We start from the raw sequence: 17,661 nt of genomic DNA, 5'->3' as shown, positions 1-17,661 counted from the left end.
CCCGGTGCGCGCTATTTCCACTCCGTGCGCCTCTTGCAGCGGGTGAAGGAACTCGATCCCACCATGTTCACCAAGTCGGGCATTATGGTCGGCCTCGGCGAAGAGCGCAACGAAGTGCTGCAGCTGATGGACGACCTGCGCAGCGCCGATGTGGACTTCCTGACCATCGGTCAGTATCTGCAGCCCACCCGCAAGCACCACAAGGTCGAGGCCTTCGTGACGCCAGAAGAGTTCAAGTCCTATGAGACGGTGGCTTACACCAAGGGCTTCCTGATGGTCTCCTCCAGCCCGCTGACCCGTTCGTCCCACCATGCGGGAGAAGACTTTGCCCGGCTCAAGACCGTGCGCGAGCGACTTTCCTAACAAGTGTATCCCGACTGTATTCCTTTGTGGGGACCTGTTCATCAAGTTCGGCGAGTCTAAATGCACAAAGGCATCTCAATATAAGAAAAACCTATAGTTCGGCATTAGATAAAATAATTTTCCAAAACGAACTTCGTGCCATTCAATCAACGAAACTCACCAACGGAGGATGAAATACCAAATATATACATAATAAAAAATCTTCGGTTGTGAAGTAAATTGGCCGCATTGAGAGGTTGAAAAACAACATGCGGCATATTCAAATATAGCTCGACCAAAAACATGTAGCGAGAATTGTATAGTTCAAAAAAAAGGGGGAACTATGAAAATTTCGGCGATTGTTACAGGAACACTTTTTTCAGTCTCGACGCTGATGCTTTCGAACCCGGTTGTCGCAGAGGACGGGGAAATTGTCATCGGCATGGCCTACGCGAAAACGGGCTGGATGGAGGCTTACGACGGCGATGGCGCCAAAATGGCCGAACTCTGGATTGAGCGGGTTAATGCATCGGGTGGAATTGGCGGCAAAAAGATCAGGCTTCTGACGGCCGATACGAAGACAGATCGGGTAGAAGCCGCGAAAGCAGGCCAACGGCTCGTATCCGAAGGAGTTGATCTCCTTATCGTGTCTGCGGATTATGACTACGGTTCTCCGACCGCCCTACAAGGTCAGAAGGCGGGCGTTGTCTCTGTCTCCCTTGGCGCAGGCGACCCCAAAATGGGCGTTGTCGGCATCGGCCCACTGGTCTTCACCTCCGCCGTTGCTGCTCAGTTGGAGGGGGCTACGATGGCCGACTGGGGCATCGAGAAGAAAGGGTTCAAAAAAGGTTATGAACTCATCGATGACATCAACGAATACTCGAAATCAGTCTGTGCGGGATACAAATGGGCATTCGGCTCTAAAGCAAAGGTAGTTGGTAGCGATTCGTTCAAGCTCACCGACGCTGCTGTCAACGCCCAGGTGACGCGACTTGCTGAAGCCGTCAAGAGCGACGGGGTTGATAACGTGATGGTGTGCTTTAGCGGTACGCCAGCAGCAAGTGTCATCAGGCAGATTCGCGCGGCGGGCATCACTATTCCCATCATGTCAGGCACTTCAATGGACGGAACCTATTGGGTCAATTCCGTTCCGGATTTGAAGGATTTCTATCTTCCGACGTCTGCACTTCCTCAGGGCGATAGCCGGCCGGAAGTCAACAAAATTACCGAAGCGTTCAAAGCGAAGTACGGTTCTGTGCCCAGCACACAGTATCCTTATCCGATCTATGCTTGGCTCGACCTCTGGAGAAAAGCCGTCGAAGCAACCGGAACTACCGAGACGAAAGCTGTCGTAGGCGAACTGGAAACCTATTCGGATGTTCCCACGGTACTTGGCCTCCGGAGCTTCAGCCCGAAGCTTCACATCCAGACGCGATCACCTCTTTTAATAACGCGTTATGCGGATGGGAAACAAGCGTTCGTGGAGGAATGGCGTATCCCGACAGACATCCCGGCCGACGTCCTCTACAGAACCAAAAAGTGAACCGATACAACTAACTAAGCATCAATTTGGCGTTGCCAGCCGCCGCGCCAAATTGACGCTCAAGCGAGTGTAATACATGTTGTTATCGAAGCTTTTTCCGAAGGATGCTTTCGGAGCCGACGGCGCTCGTCGTGAGTTGACCGTAAACAATCTCACGGTGCGCTTTCAAGGACTCTCCGCGATCTCGAATGTGACGTTGTCGATCGGGGGTAACGAGATTGTCGGCCTGATCGGTCCGAACGGCGCAGGCAAGACGACGCTCGTGAACTGTCTTACCGGCTTTCAAAAACCGACCGAGGGTCAGGTTCTTTTTAATGGCCATGACACCACCAGATGGACCGCGAAAACCTTCAGGCGAAGAGGCGTCGCGCGTACCTTTCAAGCCGGACGCCTTTTCAAAGATATGACCGTCCTTGAGAACGCACTTGTCACGGGTGTTGCCCTTGGCATGAGCAGCCGGGAGGCGAGGGCGCAAGCCCGAGCGCTGTTGGATTGGACCGGGTTGAAGGGCAGATACGATCATTTGGCGTCTAGCCTCGCCTACACCGACCAGCGTCGTCTGGGCATTGCGAGGGCGCTGATGGTTTCGCCGAGATTTGTGTTGCTGGATGAGCCGGCCGCCGGCATGTCCGATACTGAGACCGAGGAACTTATGGGAATTATCGGCGAAATGCCGAAGATGTTCGACTGTAGCGTCATGCTGATCGAACATAACATGCATCTGGTGATGAGCATATGTGGCCGGGTTCATGTGCTCGATGGAGGAAAGACCCTAGCCGAGGGGGCGCCTGAAGAGATCAAGCGCCATGAGGCCGTCATCAATGCTTATCTCGGGATGGAGGAGTAATTGACGCCCTTGCTCGCAATTGATGATCTCCATGTCCATTACAATGGAATGATCGCTCTGAGGGGTATTTCCCTTGAGGTCAACATGAATGAGATCGTGTGCATTATCGGCCCGAATGGCGCCGGTAAGTCTACAACGCTGGCCGCCATCGCAGGTGGTGTCAAGGCAACCAAAGGCTCCATTTATTTGGCCGGCACGAATACGGCGGACTTTGGCCCTGAAAAGCTGGCCGACATGGGCGTCTCGCTTGTCCCGGAGGGAAGACATATATTTTCATCCCTTTCCGTCGACGAGAATTTGATGATCGGGAGCCATCGGCGCACGGACAAGAAGGCGGTTAGAGCAGATCGAGATAGGCTATTGGGCTTGTTTCCCCGGCTGGTCGAGCGGTTGAATTATCCCGCAGGCCGCCTTTCCGGAGGTGAACAGCAAATGCTCGCCATAGCACGAGCGATCATGACGAAGCCGAAGCTCCTGCTGATCGACGAGCCTTCACTGGGTCTGGCGCCGAAGATTGTCGAGCAGATCTACAGTATCGTCACAGAGTTACGGGACCGCGACGGGTTGACCCTTCTGATAAACGAACAGTCATCCAACCGTATCCTGAAGCACGCAGATCGAATCTACGTTCTTCGCTCCGGCCAGATTCAACTGCATGGGCGTGCAGATGATCTGAAGGACGGTGAGCGCATTCGACGTGCATATTTCGGCTTTGAGGGAAACGGTCATGGTTGAATTTCTGCAATACAGCATCGATGCGTTAAGTTTAGGCAGCATCTACGCTTTGACCGCACTGGGTATCGGTCTTCTTTTCGGAATATTGCGGCTCATCAATTTCGCCCATGGGGATCTCATAACGATAGGCGCCTATGCTCTGATCGTTCCGTCTTCCAACGTGGCGGCCGAGATGTTCATCGGGTCCTTCGACATCTATCTGATGATTCCGCTCATCTGTCTTATTGTCGTCGTTGCGGCATTGCTTACGGATATTGCAGTTTTTCGACCGTTGCGGCGCGCCGCATCGCCGACGCTGCTGATCGCGTCTTTTGCAGTAAGCTACATTATTCAGAACGGTATTCTGACAATCTACGGCGGTCGAGCCAAAAGCGTAAACTTGTGGAACAATCTTAACCAGCAGTTCGCGCTGGGCGAGTTGCGGGTTCCTATCCTTCAGCTTGTGACCATGATCGCGACCATGGCGCTCATGCTGGGCCTGATCCTGTTCCTGAAATGGACCAAGTACGGGAAGCAAATGCGGGCTGCTTCCGAAGATTTCCGTATGTCGCAGTATCTGGGTATCCGAGGCAATCTGGTCATTGGTCTCGCCTTTGTCATCAGCGGCGTTCTGGCGACGGCGGTATCCCTGCTTTACACGACCCAAACAGCCACCGTCAGCTATACGATGGGTGTTCCCTTGGCACTTTTTGCGTTTGTCGCCGTTGTCGTCGGCGGCATGGGGAATCTCGCCGGCTCGGTTATCGGCGGTTATTTGATCGGCTTCCTCGTCACGATGCTCCAGGCATATCTCCCTCCAGATTTGAGAGGGTTTCGCGATTGCTTTGCCTTTGCGCTGGTCATCTTGATTCTCCTGGTACGTCCCTCAGGTCTGATCCCCGGACGAAATACAATCGAACGAGTCTAGGAGATTATATCGTGATTACGGAAAGCCGTTATACTTGGCGCAAGGCGATATTTGACTGGCAGGCGCCTGCAATTCTTGTCTCCTGTATTGCCCTCATCGTCGTTCTGGCTTCATTCTTTGATTCTAGCGTTATATCGACAACGATTGTTGAGATGATGATTAGAATTGTCGTTGTCGTCGGTATCTACATCTTCATTGGAAATTCCGGCATTGTGTCCTTCGGCCACATCGGGTTCATGTGCATTGGAGCCTATGCGGCCGCCTGGATGGGCGCCGACCCCCTTTTCAAAGATGTCATGCTTTCCGGCCTGCCGGACATTGTCAGGCTGCATCAATATCCCTTTATGGCCGGAGTTGCACTGGCGGTATTTTTATCGACATGCGTCGCGCTCGTTCTCGGCATTGCGATTATGCGTATTTCCGGCGTCGGTTCATCAATTGCGACTTTTGCGTTCCTGATGATTGTGAATAGTCTCTATTCGAACTGGGAGTCGGTTACGGCCGGCGTCAGCTCCATCACGGGAATTCCCACCGTGGTCGAGCCCTGGATCGCCCTGGTCTTTGCCGGGATTGCCATTTGCATCGCTTTCGCTTTCCAGACATCGCGAATTGGCATCATGTTGAAGGCGACCCGGGATGATCCGGTCGCAGCAGTTGCGTCAGGTGTCAGTCTTGTCGGCGTGCGATTATTGGCCTTTGTGCTGAGCGCCGCAGTCGTTGGAGCTGGCGGTGGTTTATATGCCTATTTCCTCGGCATTCTGACGGTTGATCCATTCTACCTGCAACTGTGTTTTCTGACGATCGCCATGCTCGTCGTCGGCGGTATGTCGAGCCTGACAGGTGCTGTTTCGGGGGTGATTTTTGTGACCCTTGTTACGGAGTCGCTGCGCGCGCTTGAGCGAGGTGATGGTTTTATCGCACTTCCCACGGGAAGTCAGGAGCTCGGACTTGGCGTCCTCATGGCTGTGATGTTGGTGGTGCGGCCACTTGGATTGAGCAATGGCAAAGAGATTTTGCTGTTCAAATTTCAAAGGGACAAGTCGCCTCGCAGCCAGCGAAGTGACGTTCTCGGCTCTATCTGAAGGTTAGGTGCGACGCACTTGTCGATGGGAGAACAATTGTGAACTCAACAAACAAATCGTTTCGTGGTGAAAAGGTTGATGTGTTGATCGTCGGCGCTGGTCCCTCAGGATCAGTTGCCGCGAAGCGTCTCGCCGAAGCAGGCATGTCGGTTGTCTGTCTTGAGCAGGGCGCGATGCCGGATGCGGCGGATTTTCCAGGGGTTCGCGACGAATGGGAACTTGTCAATCAGAAGCAGTGGCATCCTGATCCCAATATACGCGACCGTGTCGCCGACTATCCGATTGAAACCTCGGAATCGTCGATCGCGCCCCTCATGTATGCGGGGGTTGGCGGAAGCGCCATCCTGTATGGTGGGCATTGGGCACCGTTCCTGCCATCAGACTTTCGCACGAAGACCCTGGACAATGTGGGGTTTGACTGGCCTTTCACCTATGAGGACATCCTCTCCGACCTGATCGCGGTTGAGCAAGATGTAGGAATTTCGGGGTTGCCCGGCAACACAGCATATCCGGAAAGGGACGACTCTCATCTGATGCCGCCCCTTCCGATCGGCAAGGTCGGTAAAAAGGCCGCTGAGGGAATGAACAAGCTGGGTTGGCACTGGTGGCCCGGCATTCATGCCATCGCTTCTCGCCCTTATAACGGGCTTAACCCTTGCGTTCGTCGCGGCACGTGCATGACGGGATGTACGGAAGGTGCGAAATCGACCACCGACATAACGCACTGGCCCAGCGCCATACGGGCCGGCGCCCAGCTCCTTACAAACTGTCGGGTCGCTGAAATCGAACTGAACGATGCCGGATTGGCAAAAGGGGTCGTCTACATTGATAGCCGCGGTCGCAGGCGGCGGCAGGAAGCTGATGTGGTCATCCTGTGCGCCAATGCGGTTGGGACGCCTCGGCTGATGCTGGCGTCGGCGACGGGAAAGCACCCGAATGGACTGGCCAATAGATCCGACCAACTGGGACGCAACCTCATGATGCATCCCTATGCCGCCGTGCTTGGGATATTCGATGAGAATCTCGAGAGTTGGCGTGGTCCGTTTGGGCTGTCGCTGGAATCCTACGAGTTCTACGAGACTGACGCCGCCCGCGGGTTCAAGCGCGGTGCAAAGTGGAACATCATGCCGACCGGTGGACCGCTTGGCGTTACGGGCATGTTCGGCAGCGACGTGCTGGGCGAGGCTCACTCGGACCCCTTCGACAGGTGGGGTAAGGCATTTCCAGAAACAATCCTGCGTCGTTTCGGAAAGGGAATTCTCTATGGCATCCAGGGCGAGGATCTTCCGGAGGAGAATAACCGGGTCGTTCTCGACGAACACCTGACGGACAGCGATGGAATACCGGCGCCAAAAGTCATTTACCGTGTATCCGAAAACTCGCGAAAGTTGCTCGAATTTAACGTCGCACGCTGTGTTGAAGCGGCTGAGGCTTCGGGCGCCATTGAGACGCACGTCATTCCGCAGGTTCGCGAAACCGGCTGGCACCTTTTGGGAACCGCACGAATGGGGGATGACCCGGAAACCTCGGTCACCGACCAGTGGGGCGCTACGCACGATATCCCCAATCTCTACATTCTCGATGCAAGCACATTTCCCACATCAGCGGCGGTGAATCCGACGGCGACGATCATGGCCGTCGCCCATCGCCAGGCGGGAAAAATCATTGAAACGCGCAGAGAGTTGGAGAACCGATGAGCAATCCTTCCGATCCCGGTCCTCTGAGCGCCGGTGAAACATCGCGACTGGTACAAATTGGTAATATTCTGATCCCGGCCTACGACAGTTTGCCGAGGCTGGAAGACACGCCGGTTATCGAAAATACCATTCAACGCGTCGTGAATTACCGGCCCGACCTGCTGGACGACCTTCGAAAAGGGCTTGCGGCCTCCACAGATATGGCGCCGCTCCAAGCGGTGAAGCACTTGTATGCCCGGGATCCGGCCGCGATGCGCGCGATCGGACTTGTGCTCTCTGCTGCCTACCTGATGACCCCCGATATTCGCAATGTAATCGGCTATCCGGGCCAGGAAAGGGTAGAGCGTGAGCAAAATGACCCAACCGAGATACCGACACGGGAACTGCTGGCTGGCGTTATCGCTCGCGGCACCATCTGTCGTCTCACTCCATGACGAGTTGCAAGAAGGTTTAGAGCAATGAAAATCGCCGTATTGATGCGTTTGGTGCCCAATCTCAGTGAGGGTGTGGATCTTAACGAGGACGGAACCGATGTTGATCGCGAGTGGACCGACACCCAGGCCAACGAGACGGATGAGCAGGCCCTCGAAGAGGCCCTCGTCGTCAAGGAAGCGACTGGTGCCACAGTCTCCGCGGTCGCACTGTCGGACGAAGGGGTAGAACGCCTTCTGCGGTCAGCGCTGGCTAAGGGCGCCGACGACGCGGTTGAACTGGATCTCGGCATTGAACTCGCTCAGGCTCTTTCGTCGGCCTCAACCTCTCAGATTATTGCCGATTGGCTAAGCGACCAGCAATTTGACGTGATCCTGGTCGGAAATCAGAAGGTGGACGATCCCTTCGGAGGCCTCGCCGCGCATTTGTCGGCAGCCTTGGAACTTCCTGTCATCGCAGGCGCAATACAAGTGAATGTCCCGGATAATTCACGACTGAGGATACTCCAGGAATACGGTGGCGGGAACTCGGCATGGATTGAGTTTTCCGGAAAGGCAGTCGTCGGTGTGCAGGCGGCGAGCCGCCCCATCCGCTACATTTCGGGTTCTAAGCTACGTGAGGCGATGGCTAGTCCTTCCTATAAAAAGGTTTCGGTACCCAATGATCGGCTTCGCACGAATGTTCCCAGCTTGAAGCTGGAGTTTCCTCAGTCAGTCGAGGACTTTGAGTTGATCGCTGACCCTACCGAAGCGGCGGCCCGCCTGATGGCCATTCTTGAAGAGCGCAACTACATCTGAGGTGAAAGTGATGACGCAGGTTCTAATTATCGGCGAGACAACTGGCGATGCGGTAGCGCGTGGAACGCTCGAGCTCATTTCGCTGGCGAGATCGTTGGCCTCGGCGGCCGAAATTACCATATTGCCTCTCTACGGCAGCGACACAGCGTTGGAGAAGATGGCATCTTACGCTTCCGTCGTTCGACCACAGTCCATTCCTTCGGACTATATACCGGTTCAGGCGGCCGCTTCCGTGCGTAATGCCATTCGTCAGCTATCGCCCGATCTTGTCCTGATGTCCTATTCGCTTGCCGGTGTGGAACTGGGGCCGGTGTCTGCAGCAGCCTGCAATGGATGCTGCATTAGCGGAGTCCAGCGTGCAGATGTCGCCAGCGGCGGCATAAATTGCGACGTGTTGCTGTATGATGGCAAACTCGTGGGCAAAGCGACAGGTTCGCTCCCTGCGTCGCTTATCATTCTCGTCGGCGCCTACCCACCCGCCGAGCCGCTCGACAGTCGCGCCGCAATAACCGCCCTCTCCGACCCAGACCAATCCACGATCGTTTCCATGTTGGCGACGCCCGTTCCGCCGGACCTCAAGGTTTTCGATCTCGCCAGCGCCCGCGGTATCGTAAGTGTTGGACGAGGTATAGGCAGCCAGGAAAAACTGGGTGCCTTCCGCGAGTTGGCAAGCCTCCTAGGTGCCGAAATTGCAGGAAGCCGGCCGGTTATCGACAATGGCTGGCTTTCGAAGGATCGCCAGGTCGGCAAATCGGGACAATCCGTGCGGCCGGAGTTGTATTTGTCGATGGGCATTTCCGGTGCGGTGGAGCATCTTGAGGGAATTGTCGGCGCCGAATATGTGGTGGCGGTCAATACGGACGAAAAAGCTCCGATATTCCGCCGGGCCGACCTCGGGATAACATGCGACATTTTTGACTTCGTGGATGCGTTCGGTGAAGCCCTTCGCAAGCGGAACGGATAGTTCGATGTTTCTGGTCGCTGGTTGGATCGCCACTGCCGCACTTGCGGCCATGATGTTTGCCAGGTACTTCCGGCTCTATAAGGCTATAGTGGTGCCGGGCGGACCCTCGCGCAATGATCGCCGTAGGGAGCGGCTCCTGGGAATGGTGCAGGATATCTTCCTGCATCAGCGATTGCGGCGGTTCACACTTTCCGGTCTGCTGCACGGGCTCATCTTTTTTGGATTCCTGTTTCTCATTACTGCCGCGTTGCAGTCCATATTCGGCGCGCTGTTTCCCGTTTTTGACGAAGCAGTCTCCAGCGTTTCGCTGAGCTGGTTCGGTACGTTGCAGGAATTTGCCGCTATCTCCGTCTTGGCAGGGGTCGGATTGGCGGCCTGGCACAGATATGTAATGAAGCCTCGTCGTTTTCGCGGGTCAAATGGACGTGACGCACTGCTCATATACGGCTTTGTTTTGGCTATCATTCTGTCGATGATGGCGGAGCTCGCCGCTCTGCGCGTGCTCCACGGTCTACAATTTTCTATTTCCCATCCCATATCCTCGCTTCTAGCCCTGCTTTTCCCTTTATCGCCACCATACGGTCAAATCGTGCTTGAAGCGGCGCGATGGTTGCACATCTTCGCGATTCTGAGCTTTCTCGTTTATATCCCCGGCTCAAAGCACCGGCATATCCTTCTCGCTGGTCCTAACATATTCTACCGAAGCCTTGAGCCGAAGGGCTGGTTGCCAGAGCCGAACCAGCGCATTCTAAAGGATGAAGCGGAAGACAAGATTGACTTGTCCTGGAAAGATAAGCTTGACGTTCTGGCGTGCACCGAATGCGGTCGATGTCAGGCCGTCTGTCCCGCCGCGGCCAGTGGTTCAGACCTCAGCCCAAAGCTTTTGATTATGACATTGCGCGATCAAAGTTTAGGGGAAGGAGAAGTCCGATACGAGGCGGGAGTTTCGGAAAGCGCACTTTGGGCCTGTACGACCTGTCGCGCCTGCGTGGATGAATGTCCCATCCACATTGAGCATGTTTCCAAGATCGTCGATCTGCGGCGAATGCTTGTGGAGAACGCTGCGGTTGAACCCAAGTTGGCTGCGGCATTTACCAATCTTCAAAAGACCGGCAATTCCTTTGGTAAACCCGGCAAAAGCCGGGCACGGTGGACGAAAGATCTTGCCTTTCGAATACCCGATGCCCGGGATCAACCGGTCGATTGGCTCTGGTTTGTCGGAGATGTTGCTGCGTTTGATCCCCGCGCCTTGGAGACGACGCGGCGTTTGGCCGAGCTGTTTCATCGCGCCGGACTGAATTATGGCATTCTTTATGATGGAGAGAGTAATTCGGGAAATGACGTCAGACGCGCCGGAGAAGAGGGTAGTTTTCGTGCGTTGGCATCCAACAACATCGCAGCCTTGTCGGAGGCGCAATTCAGCAGGATTGTTACTTCGGACCCGCACAGTTTGAATGCGCTCAGGAACGAATACCCGTCCCTCGGTGGAAACTTCGAGGTTCACCACCACGCATCGGTCCTCTTGGCGGCGGTAAAGGATGGGCGCCTTGCTTCTCCAAAAAACGCCGATAAAACCAAGGTAACCTATCATGACCCGTGTTATCTCGGCCGCTACAACGGTGATTACGATGCTCCTCGCGCTCTCATTACCGCTGCGGGGTACGATCTTCTGGAGATGCCGCGAAATCGCGAGAACAGCTTTTGTTGCGGTGCCGGGGGCGGTCGCTTTTGGATGGATGACAGCGATTTTACGGAACGACCGAGTGAAAACCGTATTAAGGAGGCGATTGCTCTCGGCGAAATTCAGCGTTTCGTTGTTTCTTGTCCGAAAGATAAGGTCATGTATACTGCGGCGGTCAATAATCTTGGCCTGGCTGGCCAGATTAAAGTCGTGGACGTCGTTGATCTTATGTTTGAGGAAATCGCATGAGTTCCGTAAGGCCGGCAATCTGTCCCCGACTCTTCTCTACATTTCTCAACGCCCTTCACTCAGCCAAATTTTCCCCGGGAGCGCATCAAAGTTGCCACTTTAGATGCAAGGACATATTCGGTCTTTGATCATCGTCATCTGTCTTGTCCCGGGTTTGATTTTGGACGCACCGGCTGACGTCGAGGCTTAAGCGTTTTTGATGACGAACCAGAGGCGAAAAGTAATGTACGATCTTAATGGAATAGCATTCGCAGACGATCTGTGATCAGGCAAGGTAGCGCTAGGCATGTTCAGCTTTCGAAGTCTCGAAGTCTTTTACTGGACCGCGCATCTGCGGAGTTTTTCCCGCGCTGCAGATAAGCTTCACACGACGCAACCAACGATCTCCCAGCGAATTGCGGCGATGGAAGGCTTGATAGGGGCAGCACTCTTCGATCGCTCCGCAAAACCGATAGCGCTTACTGCTGTTGGGCGTATTCTTTTTGGACATTCGGAATTATTGCTGCGGCACGTTGAAGCGATGGAGCGCGATCTCGAACTAAGCAATCGTTTCGAAGGTACCGTGAGGCTTGGGGTCTCGGAAACGATAGTGCAAACCTGGCTCGCGACATTCCTTGAACAAGCCGCCCGCCATTTTCCTCGGCTCGATATAGACATGACGGTGGACGTGACACCATCGATGTTAAACGCTCTTCGCAGCGGTGAAATTGATATGGCGTTGATGCTGGGACCGACGATCGTGGAGGGCTTCAGTTGTCTAAAGCTACGCGATTACGCCCTTAAGTTTTATGCAATCCCTGATCTGGTGTCGACAGATGTTTTCTCGGTCGATTCAATGCCGATGACACCGATTATCACTTACCCACGAAACACATACCCGTATACCTATCTGAGAGAGATCATTTTCAGGGAAATTGGCCGTATCCCGCGCATTTTTACGAACTCGTCAATTTCCACGATCGAGAAAATGGCGCTGGATGGTTTGGGCGTCGCCCTTGTCGCGGAGGGGGCATTGAGCGATCAGGCGCTGGCTAAAATGAAAGTTCTGCAAAGCGACATCGAATTGCAGCCACTGAGCTTTTATGCGTATTTTCAGAACGGTGTGCGTGGAGAGGTATTTGAACAACTCGCTGGTATCGCTCTGGATGTTGCATCGGCAACGGAGCTGTGAACGGGTTATGTATTCAATTCTCTAATGAAAATTGATCGAATAATATAATTTCACTTCAATACGCTCCCGCGATTTAATCCTCCCATAACGCCTTGGGAGATTGATTTGCTGAATACCTCGCCCTCCAAAGACTTTAGACCAACCGCCACCGAAATCGCAGAAGCGCGAGCGCTAATTGCAGAATATGCGGTTCGCACGCCAATACTCGAGAGTGAAGTTCTAAACCGACTGACAGACGCCAAGGTCTTCATTAAGCCGGAGAACCTGCAACGGTCTGGATCCTTCAAACTTCGGGGGGCGCTCAACAGGGCTTTGCAACTCAGCCCGGCAGAGCGCGAAGGTGGTATCGTCGCCTGGTCGTCCGGCAACCATGGACTCGCCATTTCCTATGTGGCGAAAGCACTCGGCATAAAGGCGACAGTGCTTATGCCGCAGGAGGCACCGAGAACGAAAATCGATGGTGTCCGGGCTAACGGTGCAACCGTACGTCTCTACGACAAAACGAAGGAAGTACGAGAAGAAATCGGCGCGAAGATTGCTTTAGAAACCGGCGCTGTGATCGTGCCTCCCTATGACGACCCTTATGTCATCACCGGACAGGCGACGTTGGGGCAGGAGATAGCAGAGCAGGTCCAAGATCGGGACTACGAATTGGATCTTGCACTGTTCCCGTGTTCGGGCGGTGGGCTTGTCGCCGGTGCCGCCTGTGGCGTCCACACAATCATGCCGCAAGCGTCTGTTTTCAGTGTGGAGCCTGACAATTTCGACGGAATGGCCCTCTCGCTCGCAAGTGGGACCCGCCAGAAAGCGCCAGCGACCGGGAATTCTATCTGTGATGCTCTCTTAGTGCCTGTTCCAGGCGATCTCACCTATCCTATATGCAGATCTCATCTGGCGGGTGGCTTGTCGGTATCGAACGACGAGGTCATTGAAGCGATCAGATTTGCATATCGGGAGTTGAAGCTCGTGGTTGAACCTGGTGGCGCAGTAGCCTTGGCAGCCATTCTCGCTGGCAAACTCAATGTCAAGAAAAAGAAGGTTGCAATCCTTCTCAGCGGCGGAAACGTCGATGCCGAAAAATTTGCCTCATACATTCTGTAACACCTGCCCGGGACACCGATAATGCTCGATCTGGAAAGCGCAAAGGGCAAGAATATTGCTCAAACCATCGAACACTTCATGACACTTGACCTCACGGGGGTGGGGCTCATCGGAAAGATTTATGAAGCCCTGCAGAAACGACAGCCCGGCTTCGCCTGTATGTCGGCAGCGAAGCTTATCGTTGAGCGAGTGCGTGACCATGGCGGGCCGGTCGTCATTGCGACGGGATTTCCAGAAGGAGCGGGTGTGCCTGAAACTGACGGTCCGGTAGGAGCGGCATTCATCGCTCGGGCCTTATTTCTTGGCTTGGGCGTTGAAAGTGTAATCCTCACCGACAATGATTGGGTCGGAATGATGGAAGGGACGTGCCGCGGTGCTGGTCTTGCACCCTTGCCCTTCCCTGAAGACGGCAAGATAAAGCCGATCGATTTTATTCGTCCGGTCTATATTCGCAGCGTCCCGAAAGACGATGCGGGTTGCAAAGCAATAACGGACGAACTCCTCGACGTTACGAGACCCTCACTGGTGCTCTCCATCGAACGTCCAGGTCGCAATGATCGAGGCCTCTACCATGGTCTTGGGGGCAGGCCGCTTGATAAACTCGTGGCCGATCTCGACCAATTCTTCCTGCGCGCTAAAGAGCAAGGCGTACCATTCATTGGTATTGGTGATGGAGGTAACGAACTGGGCATGGGGGTCATCGCGGAGGAGTTGAAAGAGTTCTCGCCGAAGGCGCGGGATAGCGGCCATCCAGGGAGAGGTGGCGTCGCCGCGGCTACTGCCGCAGATCATCTTATCGTCTCCAATGTCTCCAATTGGGGGGCGACCGGTCTTGTGGCGGCGCTTTCAGCGCTGCTCGAAAAGCCGTCGGTGTTTCACGACGGCGGGCTTGAACGCCGGTGTATCGAGCAATGTGTCTCCTTCGGTGGCGTAGACGGCATGTTCATGGGGCCGGAGCCGGCCGTCGACGGCATTTCCGCGCAGGAGTGGGAAGGGCTTGTCAATACACTTCGTAATACCCTGGAGAGACTTGCAGGCAGGGTGACAGGATGGAAAGGGGATAGCGGGGACTGGCGGCAGCTGAAATGAGTGGTCAAATGAGCACAATTGAAGACCGGTTGTCAGGCCTCGGAATTGAAATTCCTCAGGTCAATCCTCCCCAGGGCAATTATTTGTCCTATGTCCGAACTGGCTCGCTCGTCTTCGTCGCAGGGCAGGGCCCACAGCAGAACGGCCAATTGCTCTATAAGGGCACCGTTGGCCACGATCTGTCCGTCGAGGACGGTCAAGCCGCAGCACGTCTCTGCGCACTGAATGTTTTGGGACAACTCAAACATGCATGTGAAGGGGACCTCGACAGAATTGTCAGAATGGTTCGTGTCGGCGGTCTTGTCCGGTGCGCCGATGATTTTGAGGAGCAGGCCCGCGTACTGAACGCAGCCTCAGACTTAATTTGTGAAGTTCTTGGGCGTGCCGGCAAACATGCTCGCATCTCATTCGGAACCAATGCCCTTCCTTCGGGGATGGCAGTTGAAATTGAGGCTATAGCGGAGGTGGATTAACTAGCCGTGCGGCAAGAATTTCCAATCTGCTTCGTATCCTGATCAATTCCGGGGGGTGATTATGGAGGAAATCCAGACATCACCTTCGGTTCACTTGATGCACTTGGTTCACGGTCGATTAGCCCGGCAAACTTCCTTGAAAAGATCGTTTGCTGCAGAAGCACGGTGTCTTTGCGTTTTTTCGCTAGGGCTCAGCTGTCAGTTCTACCTCAGTCAACCTTATTTTGACATATATTTTACCGATTGACATTCGTGGTAAAACTAATTTACCAAAGATCGGTGCCATAAGCCACGGCTGATCTTTAAGGGGACTGCTGCTGGTTAGGCGCTGTGCTGTCGGGGTGATTGCCGGAGCATTTGTTTTTATCCGAAAGGTAGGAAATTCAGTGTCCAGAGCCATTGCCCATTGCAGAAATGTCGACGATTTTCGTTTGCTTGCCAAAAGACGCCTTCCCGCTCCGATTTTTCACTATATCGACGGCGCGGCCGACGATGAGATTACATACCGCCGCAACACAGAGGCGTTTGCGACCTGCGATTTGGTACCAAACGTGCTGGCTGGAGTGGAGACCGTAGACATGTCCGTCACGGTCATGGGCAAAAAGCTGGATTTACCGCTGTTTCTTTCACCGACGGCGCTCCAGCGCCTGTTTCATCACGACGGCGAGCGGGCGGTGGCCCGAGCGGCAGAAAAATTTGGCACCTTCTTCGGTGTTTCGTCACTTGGCACAGTGAGTGTCGAGGAGATCGGAAAGACAATTCAGACCCCAAAGATGTTCCAGCTCTATTTTCATAAGGATCGTGAACTGACCTGGAGCATGGTAGAACGGTGCCGTGAGGCAAAATTCGATGCTATCGCTTTGACCGTCGATACCATCACTGGAGGAAACCGTGAGCGCGATTTGCGCACTGGATTTACATCCCCTCCAAAACTGACGCTTTCCAGCCTCGCAAGCTTTGCGATGAAACCCAGATGGACATGGAGCCATCTGACGAAGGAAAAATTCAGCCTGCCCCAGCTTGACGGTCACGTTAGTCAAGGTACCAACATTGCCATTTCGGTGGGGGAGTATTTTTCAACAATGCTCGACCAATCGATGAGCTGGAAAGACGCTGAACAGGTGAGGGAGCGTTGGGGCGGTCATTTTTGCCTAAAAGGTGTGATGAGTGTCGAAGACGCCAAACGTGCGGTCGACATAGGTGCGACGGCCATCATGATTTCAAATCATGCGGGTCGCCAACTCGACGGGTCCCGTGCGCCGTTTGACCAAATCTCGGAGATCGCCGATGCTGTCGGTGGGCAAATTGAAATTATTTGCGACGGAGGGATTCGTCGGGGAACACACGTACTTAAGGCAATGGCTGCCGGTGCTACTGCCTGCTCGGGTGGTCATCTCTATCTCTACGCGCTGGCCGCAGGTGGTCAGCTTGGTGTGGAAAAAACACTTTCAAATCTAAAATCTGAGATTGAGCGCGACATGAAGTTGATGGGATTAACGAAGCTTGATCAACTCAACTCCGGGCATCTTCGTTTCCGGTAGTCATTATTTCGAGTTTTGAGTTCCCTTCTTTTGAGCGGATAGAGAGCAACCTGCAACAACCAGCCAATCCCGTCCACGAACGAAATTCGATGAAAATCGCCTCCGACAGCCTCAGCTTTTCGAAGTGCTGAGGCCACCACTTTCAAGACGACGAAGGGAAATCTCGAGTTTTTCTTCCGCTTCTCGAATTTCTCTGGACGCCTGTCTTAGGTAGCTGAGGTGTTCATGTGCGGCGGATTGCGCTGCCTGAGGCTTTCTGTCGATAATTGCTTGCGCAATAGCGATATGTTGATCGCGCAGGAGGTCCCGGACATAGGGGATCGCGAAAAGGCGCCGTCTATTATGCAGAACGTCGGTTCTGAGGTTTTCGGAGAGTGCACGCATGATCTGGAGAATTACCAGATTGTGGCTAGCTTCGTAGATTGCGATGTGCATTTCCGCGTCGGCATCCGCCTCCTCGAGTGGGTTGTTGGCTTTGTGCGCTGCTTCGATCTTCAGCAGGCATTCTCTAATACGTTGAATCTCTGGTTCGTTTGCTCGTTGTGCCGCCATCGCGGCAGCTGAGCTTTCCACCACGTCCCGGAACTCGAGGTAATCGTCCGCGACTTCGCTGCGCTCAGAGAGCATCACTATCAATGGATCCGTAATAATCGTCGCGCCGATCTGGGCCACCTTCACGCCTTTTCCTTCCTTGCTTGTCAGGAAGCCTCGCTCTTCGAGAGATTTTAACGCGTCACGAAGTGTTGGCCGCGAAACGTTAAGTTTCAGCGCCAATTCTCGTTCCGGGAGCAGTGGCGCGCCAGGGCGTAAAGAGCCTTCGAGAATAAGGGTCTCAATATGCCTCGCCACGGTGTCCGCCGCTTTTTCTGGTCTGCTTGGTGCGTTCCCATTCATGTTTGCCACCTACCCTCCAATTTCTATTGCGCCGCCCGACGGTAAAGGCCGGGAGGCGGATCACCCATTCGTGCTCCGGCGTCGACGTCGTCGGACCCTTCTATTCGTAGTCAAAG

At 54.3% G+C, this 17,661-nt stretch carries 16 protein-coding genes and 1 pseudogene; 16 read left to right on the top strand and 1 reads right to left on the bottom strand.

All coding sequences use genetic code 11. The annotated features are described in order from the left end of the window. From V6S97_RS25600 to V6S97_RS25525, 16 genes and pseudogenes are all read left to right on the top strand, one after another. Positions 1-363 (top strand): annotated as a pseudogene (locus V6S97_RS25600) (lipoyl synthase); the annotation flags it as partial. Between the two features lie 322 nt (positions 364-685). Continuing rightward, positions 686-1,885: an ABC transporter substrate-binding protein gene (locus tag V6S97_RS25595; protein WP_334427996.1), complete on the top strand. Its 1,200-nt coding sequence runs from the start codon at positions 686-688 to the stop codon at positions 1,883-1,885. A gap of 76 nt (positions 1,886-1,961) precedes the next feature. Further along, on the top strand, positions 1,962-2,732 hold the full coding sequence (locus tag V6S97_RS25590) for an ABC transporter ATP-binding protein (RefSeq protein ID WP_334427995.1): 771 nt from the start codon (positions 1,962-1,964) through the stop codon (positions 2,730-2,732). After that, on the top strand, positions 2,733-3,467 hold the full coding sequence (locus tag V6S97_RS25585; RefSeq protein ID WP_334427994.1) for an ABC transporter ATP-binding protein: 735 nt from the start codon (positions 2,733-2,735) through the stop codon (positions 3,465-3,467). Further along, positions 3,460-4,374, top strand: a complete 915-nt coding sequence (locus V6S97_RS25580; RefSeq protein WP_334427993.1) for a branched-chain amino acid ABC transporter permease — start codon at positions 3,460-3,462, stop codon at positions 4,372-4,374. The genes V6S97_RS25585 and V6S97_RS25580 overlap by 8 nt, the downstream gene beginning before the upstream one ends. Before the next feature lie 11 nt (positions 4,375-4,385). Beyond that, on the top strand, positions 4,386-5,456 hold the full coding sequence (locus tag V6S97_RS25575) for a branched-chain amino acid ABC transporter permease (protein WP_334427992.1): 1,071 nt from the start codon (positions 4,386-4,388) through the stop codon (positions 5,454-5,456). A gap of 38 nt (positions 5,457-5,494) precedes the next feature. Next, entirely contained in the window at positions 5,495-7,153 is a 1,659-nt protein-coding gene (locus tag V6S97_RS25570) for a GMC family oxidoreductase (RefSeq protein ID WP_334427991.1), read from the top strand. Continuing rightward, positions 7,150-7,587, top strand: coding sequence for a hypothetical protein (locus tag V6S97_RS25565; protein ID WP_334427990.1), 438 nt, complete (start codon positions 7,150-7,152; stop codon positions 7,585-7,587). Before V6S97_RS25570 ends, V6S97_RS25565 begins: the two co-directional genes overlap by 4 nt. Before the next feature lie 24 nt (positions 7,588-7,611). Continuing rightward, complete coding sequence (locus tag V6S97_RS25560; protein ID WP_334427989.1) at positions 7,612-8,382, top strand: electron transfer flavoprotein subunit beta/FixA family protein; 771 nt, start codon at positions 7,612-7,614, stop codon at positions 8,380-8,382. A 10-nt stretch (positions 8,383-8,392) separates the two neighbouring features. After that, positions 8,393-9,346, top strand: a complete 954-nt coding sequence (locus V6S97_RS25555) for an electron transfer flavoprotein subunit alpha/FixB family protein (protein ID WP_334428000.1) — start codon at positions 8,393-8,395, stop codon at positions 9,344-9,346. A 4-nt stretch (positions 9,347-9,350) separates the two neighbouring features. Next, positions 9,351-11,276, top strand: a complete 1,926-nt coding sequence (locus V6S97_RS25550) for a (Fe-S)-binding protein (RefSeq protein ID WP_334427988.1) — start codon at positions 9,351-9,353, stop codon at positions 11,274-11,276. Positions 11,277-11,562: 286 nt separating this feature from the next. Next, positions 11,563-12,447: a LysR family transcriptional regulator gene (locus V6S97_RS25545; protein ID WP_334427987.1), complete on the top strand. Its 885-nt coding sequence runs from the start codon at positions 11,563-11,565 to the stop codon at positions 12,445-12,447. Between the two features lie 105 nt (positions 12,448-12,552). Then, a complete protein-coding gene (locus V6S97_RS25540) occupies positions 12,553-13,548 on the top strand; it encodes a threonine ammonia-lyase (protein WP_334427986.1) in 996 nt (331 codons plus the stop codon). A 21-nt stretch (positions 13,549-13,569) separates the two neighbouring features. Next, positions 13,570-14,637: a DUF4392 domain-containing protein gene (locus tag V6S97_RS25535; RefSeq protein ID WP_334427985.1), complete on the top strand. Its 1,068-nt coding sequence runs from the start codon at positions 13,570-13,572 to the stop codon at positions 14,635-14,637. A gap of 8 nt (positions 14,638-14,645) precedes the next feature. Next, positions 14,646-15,110: a RidA family protein gene (locus V6S97_RS25530; protein WP_334427984.1), complete on the top strand. Its 465-nt coding sequence runs from the start codon at positions 14,646-14,648 to the stop codon at positions 15,108-15,110. A gap of 386 nt (positions 15,111-15,496) precedes the next feature. Beyond that, a complete protein-coding gene (locus V6S97_RS25525) occupies positions 15,497-16,651 on the top strand; it encodes an alpha-hydroxy acid oxidase (RefSeq protein WP_334427983.1) in 1,155 nt (384 codons plus the stop codon). Between the two features lie 111 nt (positions 16,652-16,762). Here the strand turns inward: V6S97_RS25525 and V6S97_RS25520 are convergent, their stop codons facing one another. Beyond that, positions 16,763-17,545, bottom strand: coding sequence for an FCD domain-containing protein (locus V6S97_RS25520; RefSeq protein ID WP_334427999.1), 783 nt, complete (start codon positions 17,543-17,545; stop codon positions 16,763-16,765). Positions 17,546-17,661 lie beyond the last annotated feature (116 nt).

The sequence above is a fragment of the Agrobacterium sp. CCNWLW155 genome (assembly GCF_036888815.1).
In the GTDB taxonomy this organism is placed as follows: Bacteria; Pseudomonadota; Alphaproteobacteria; order Rhizobiales; family Rhizobiaceae; genus Agrobacterium; species Agrobacterium radiobacter.
This window is presented reverse-complemented; position numbering and strand designations above follow the sequence as displayed.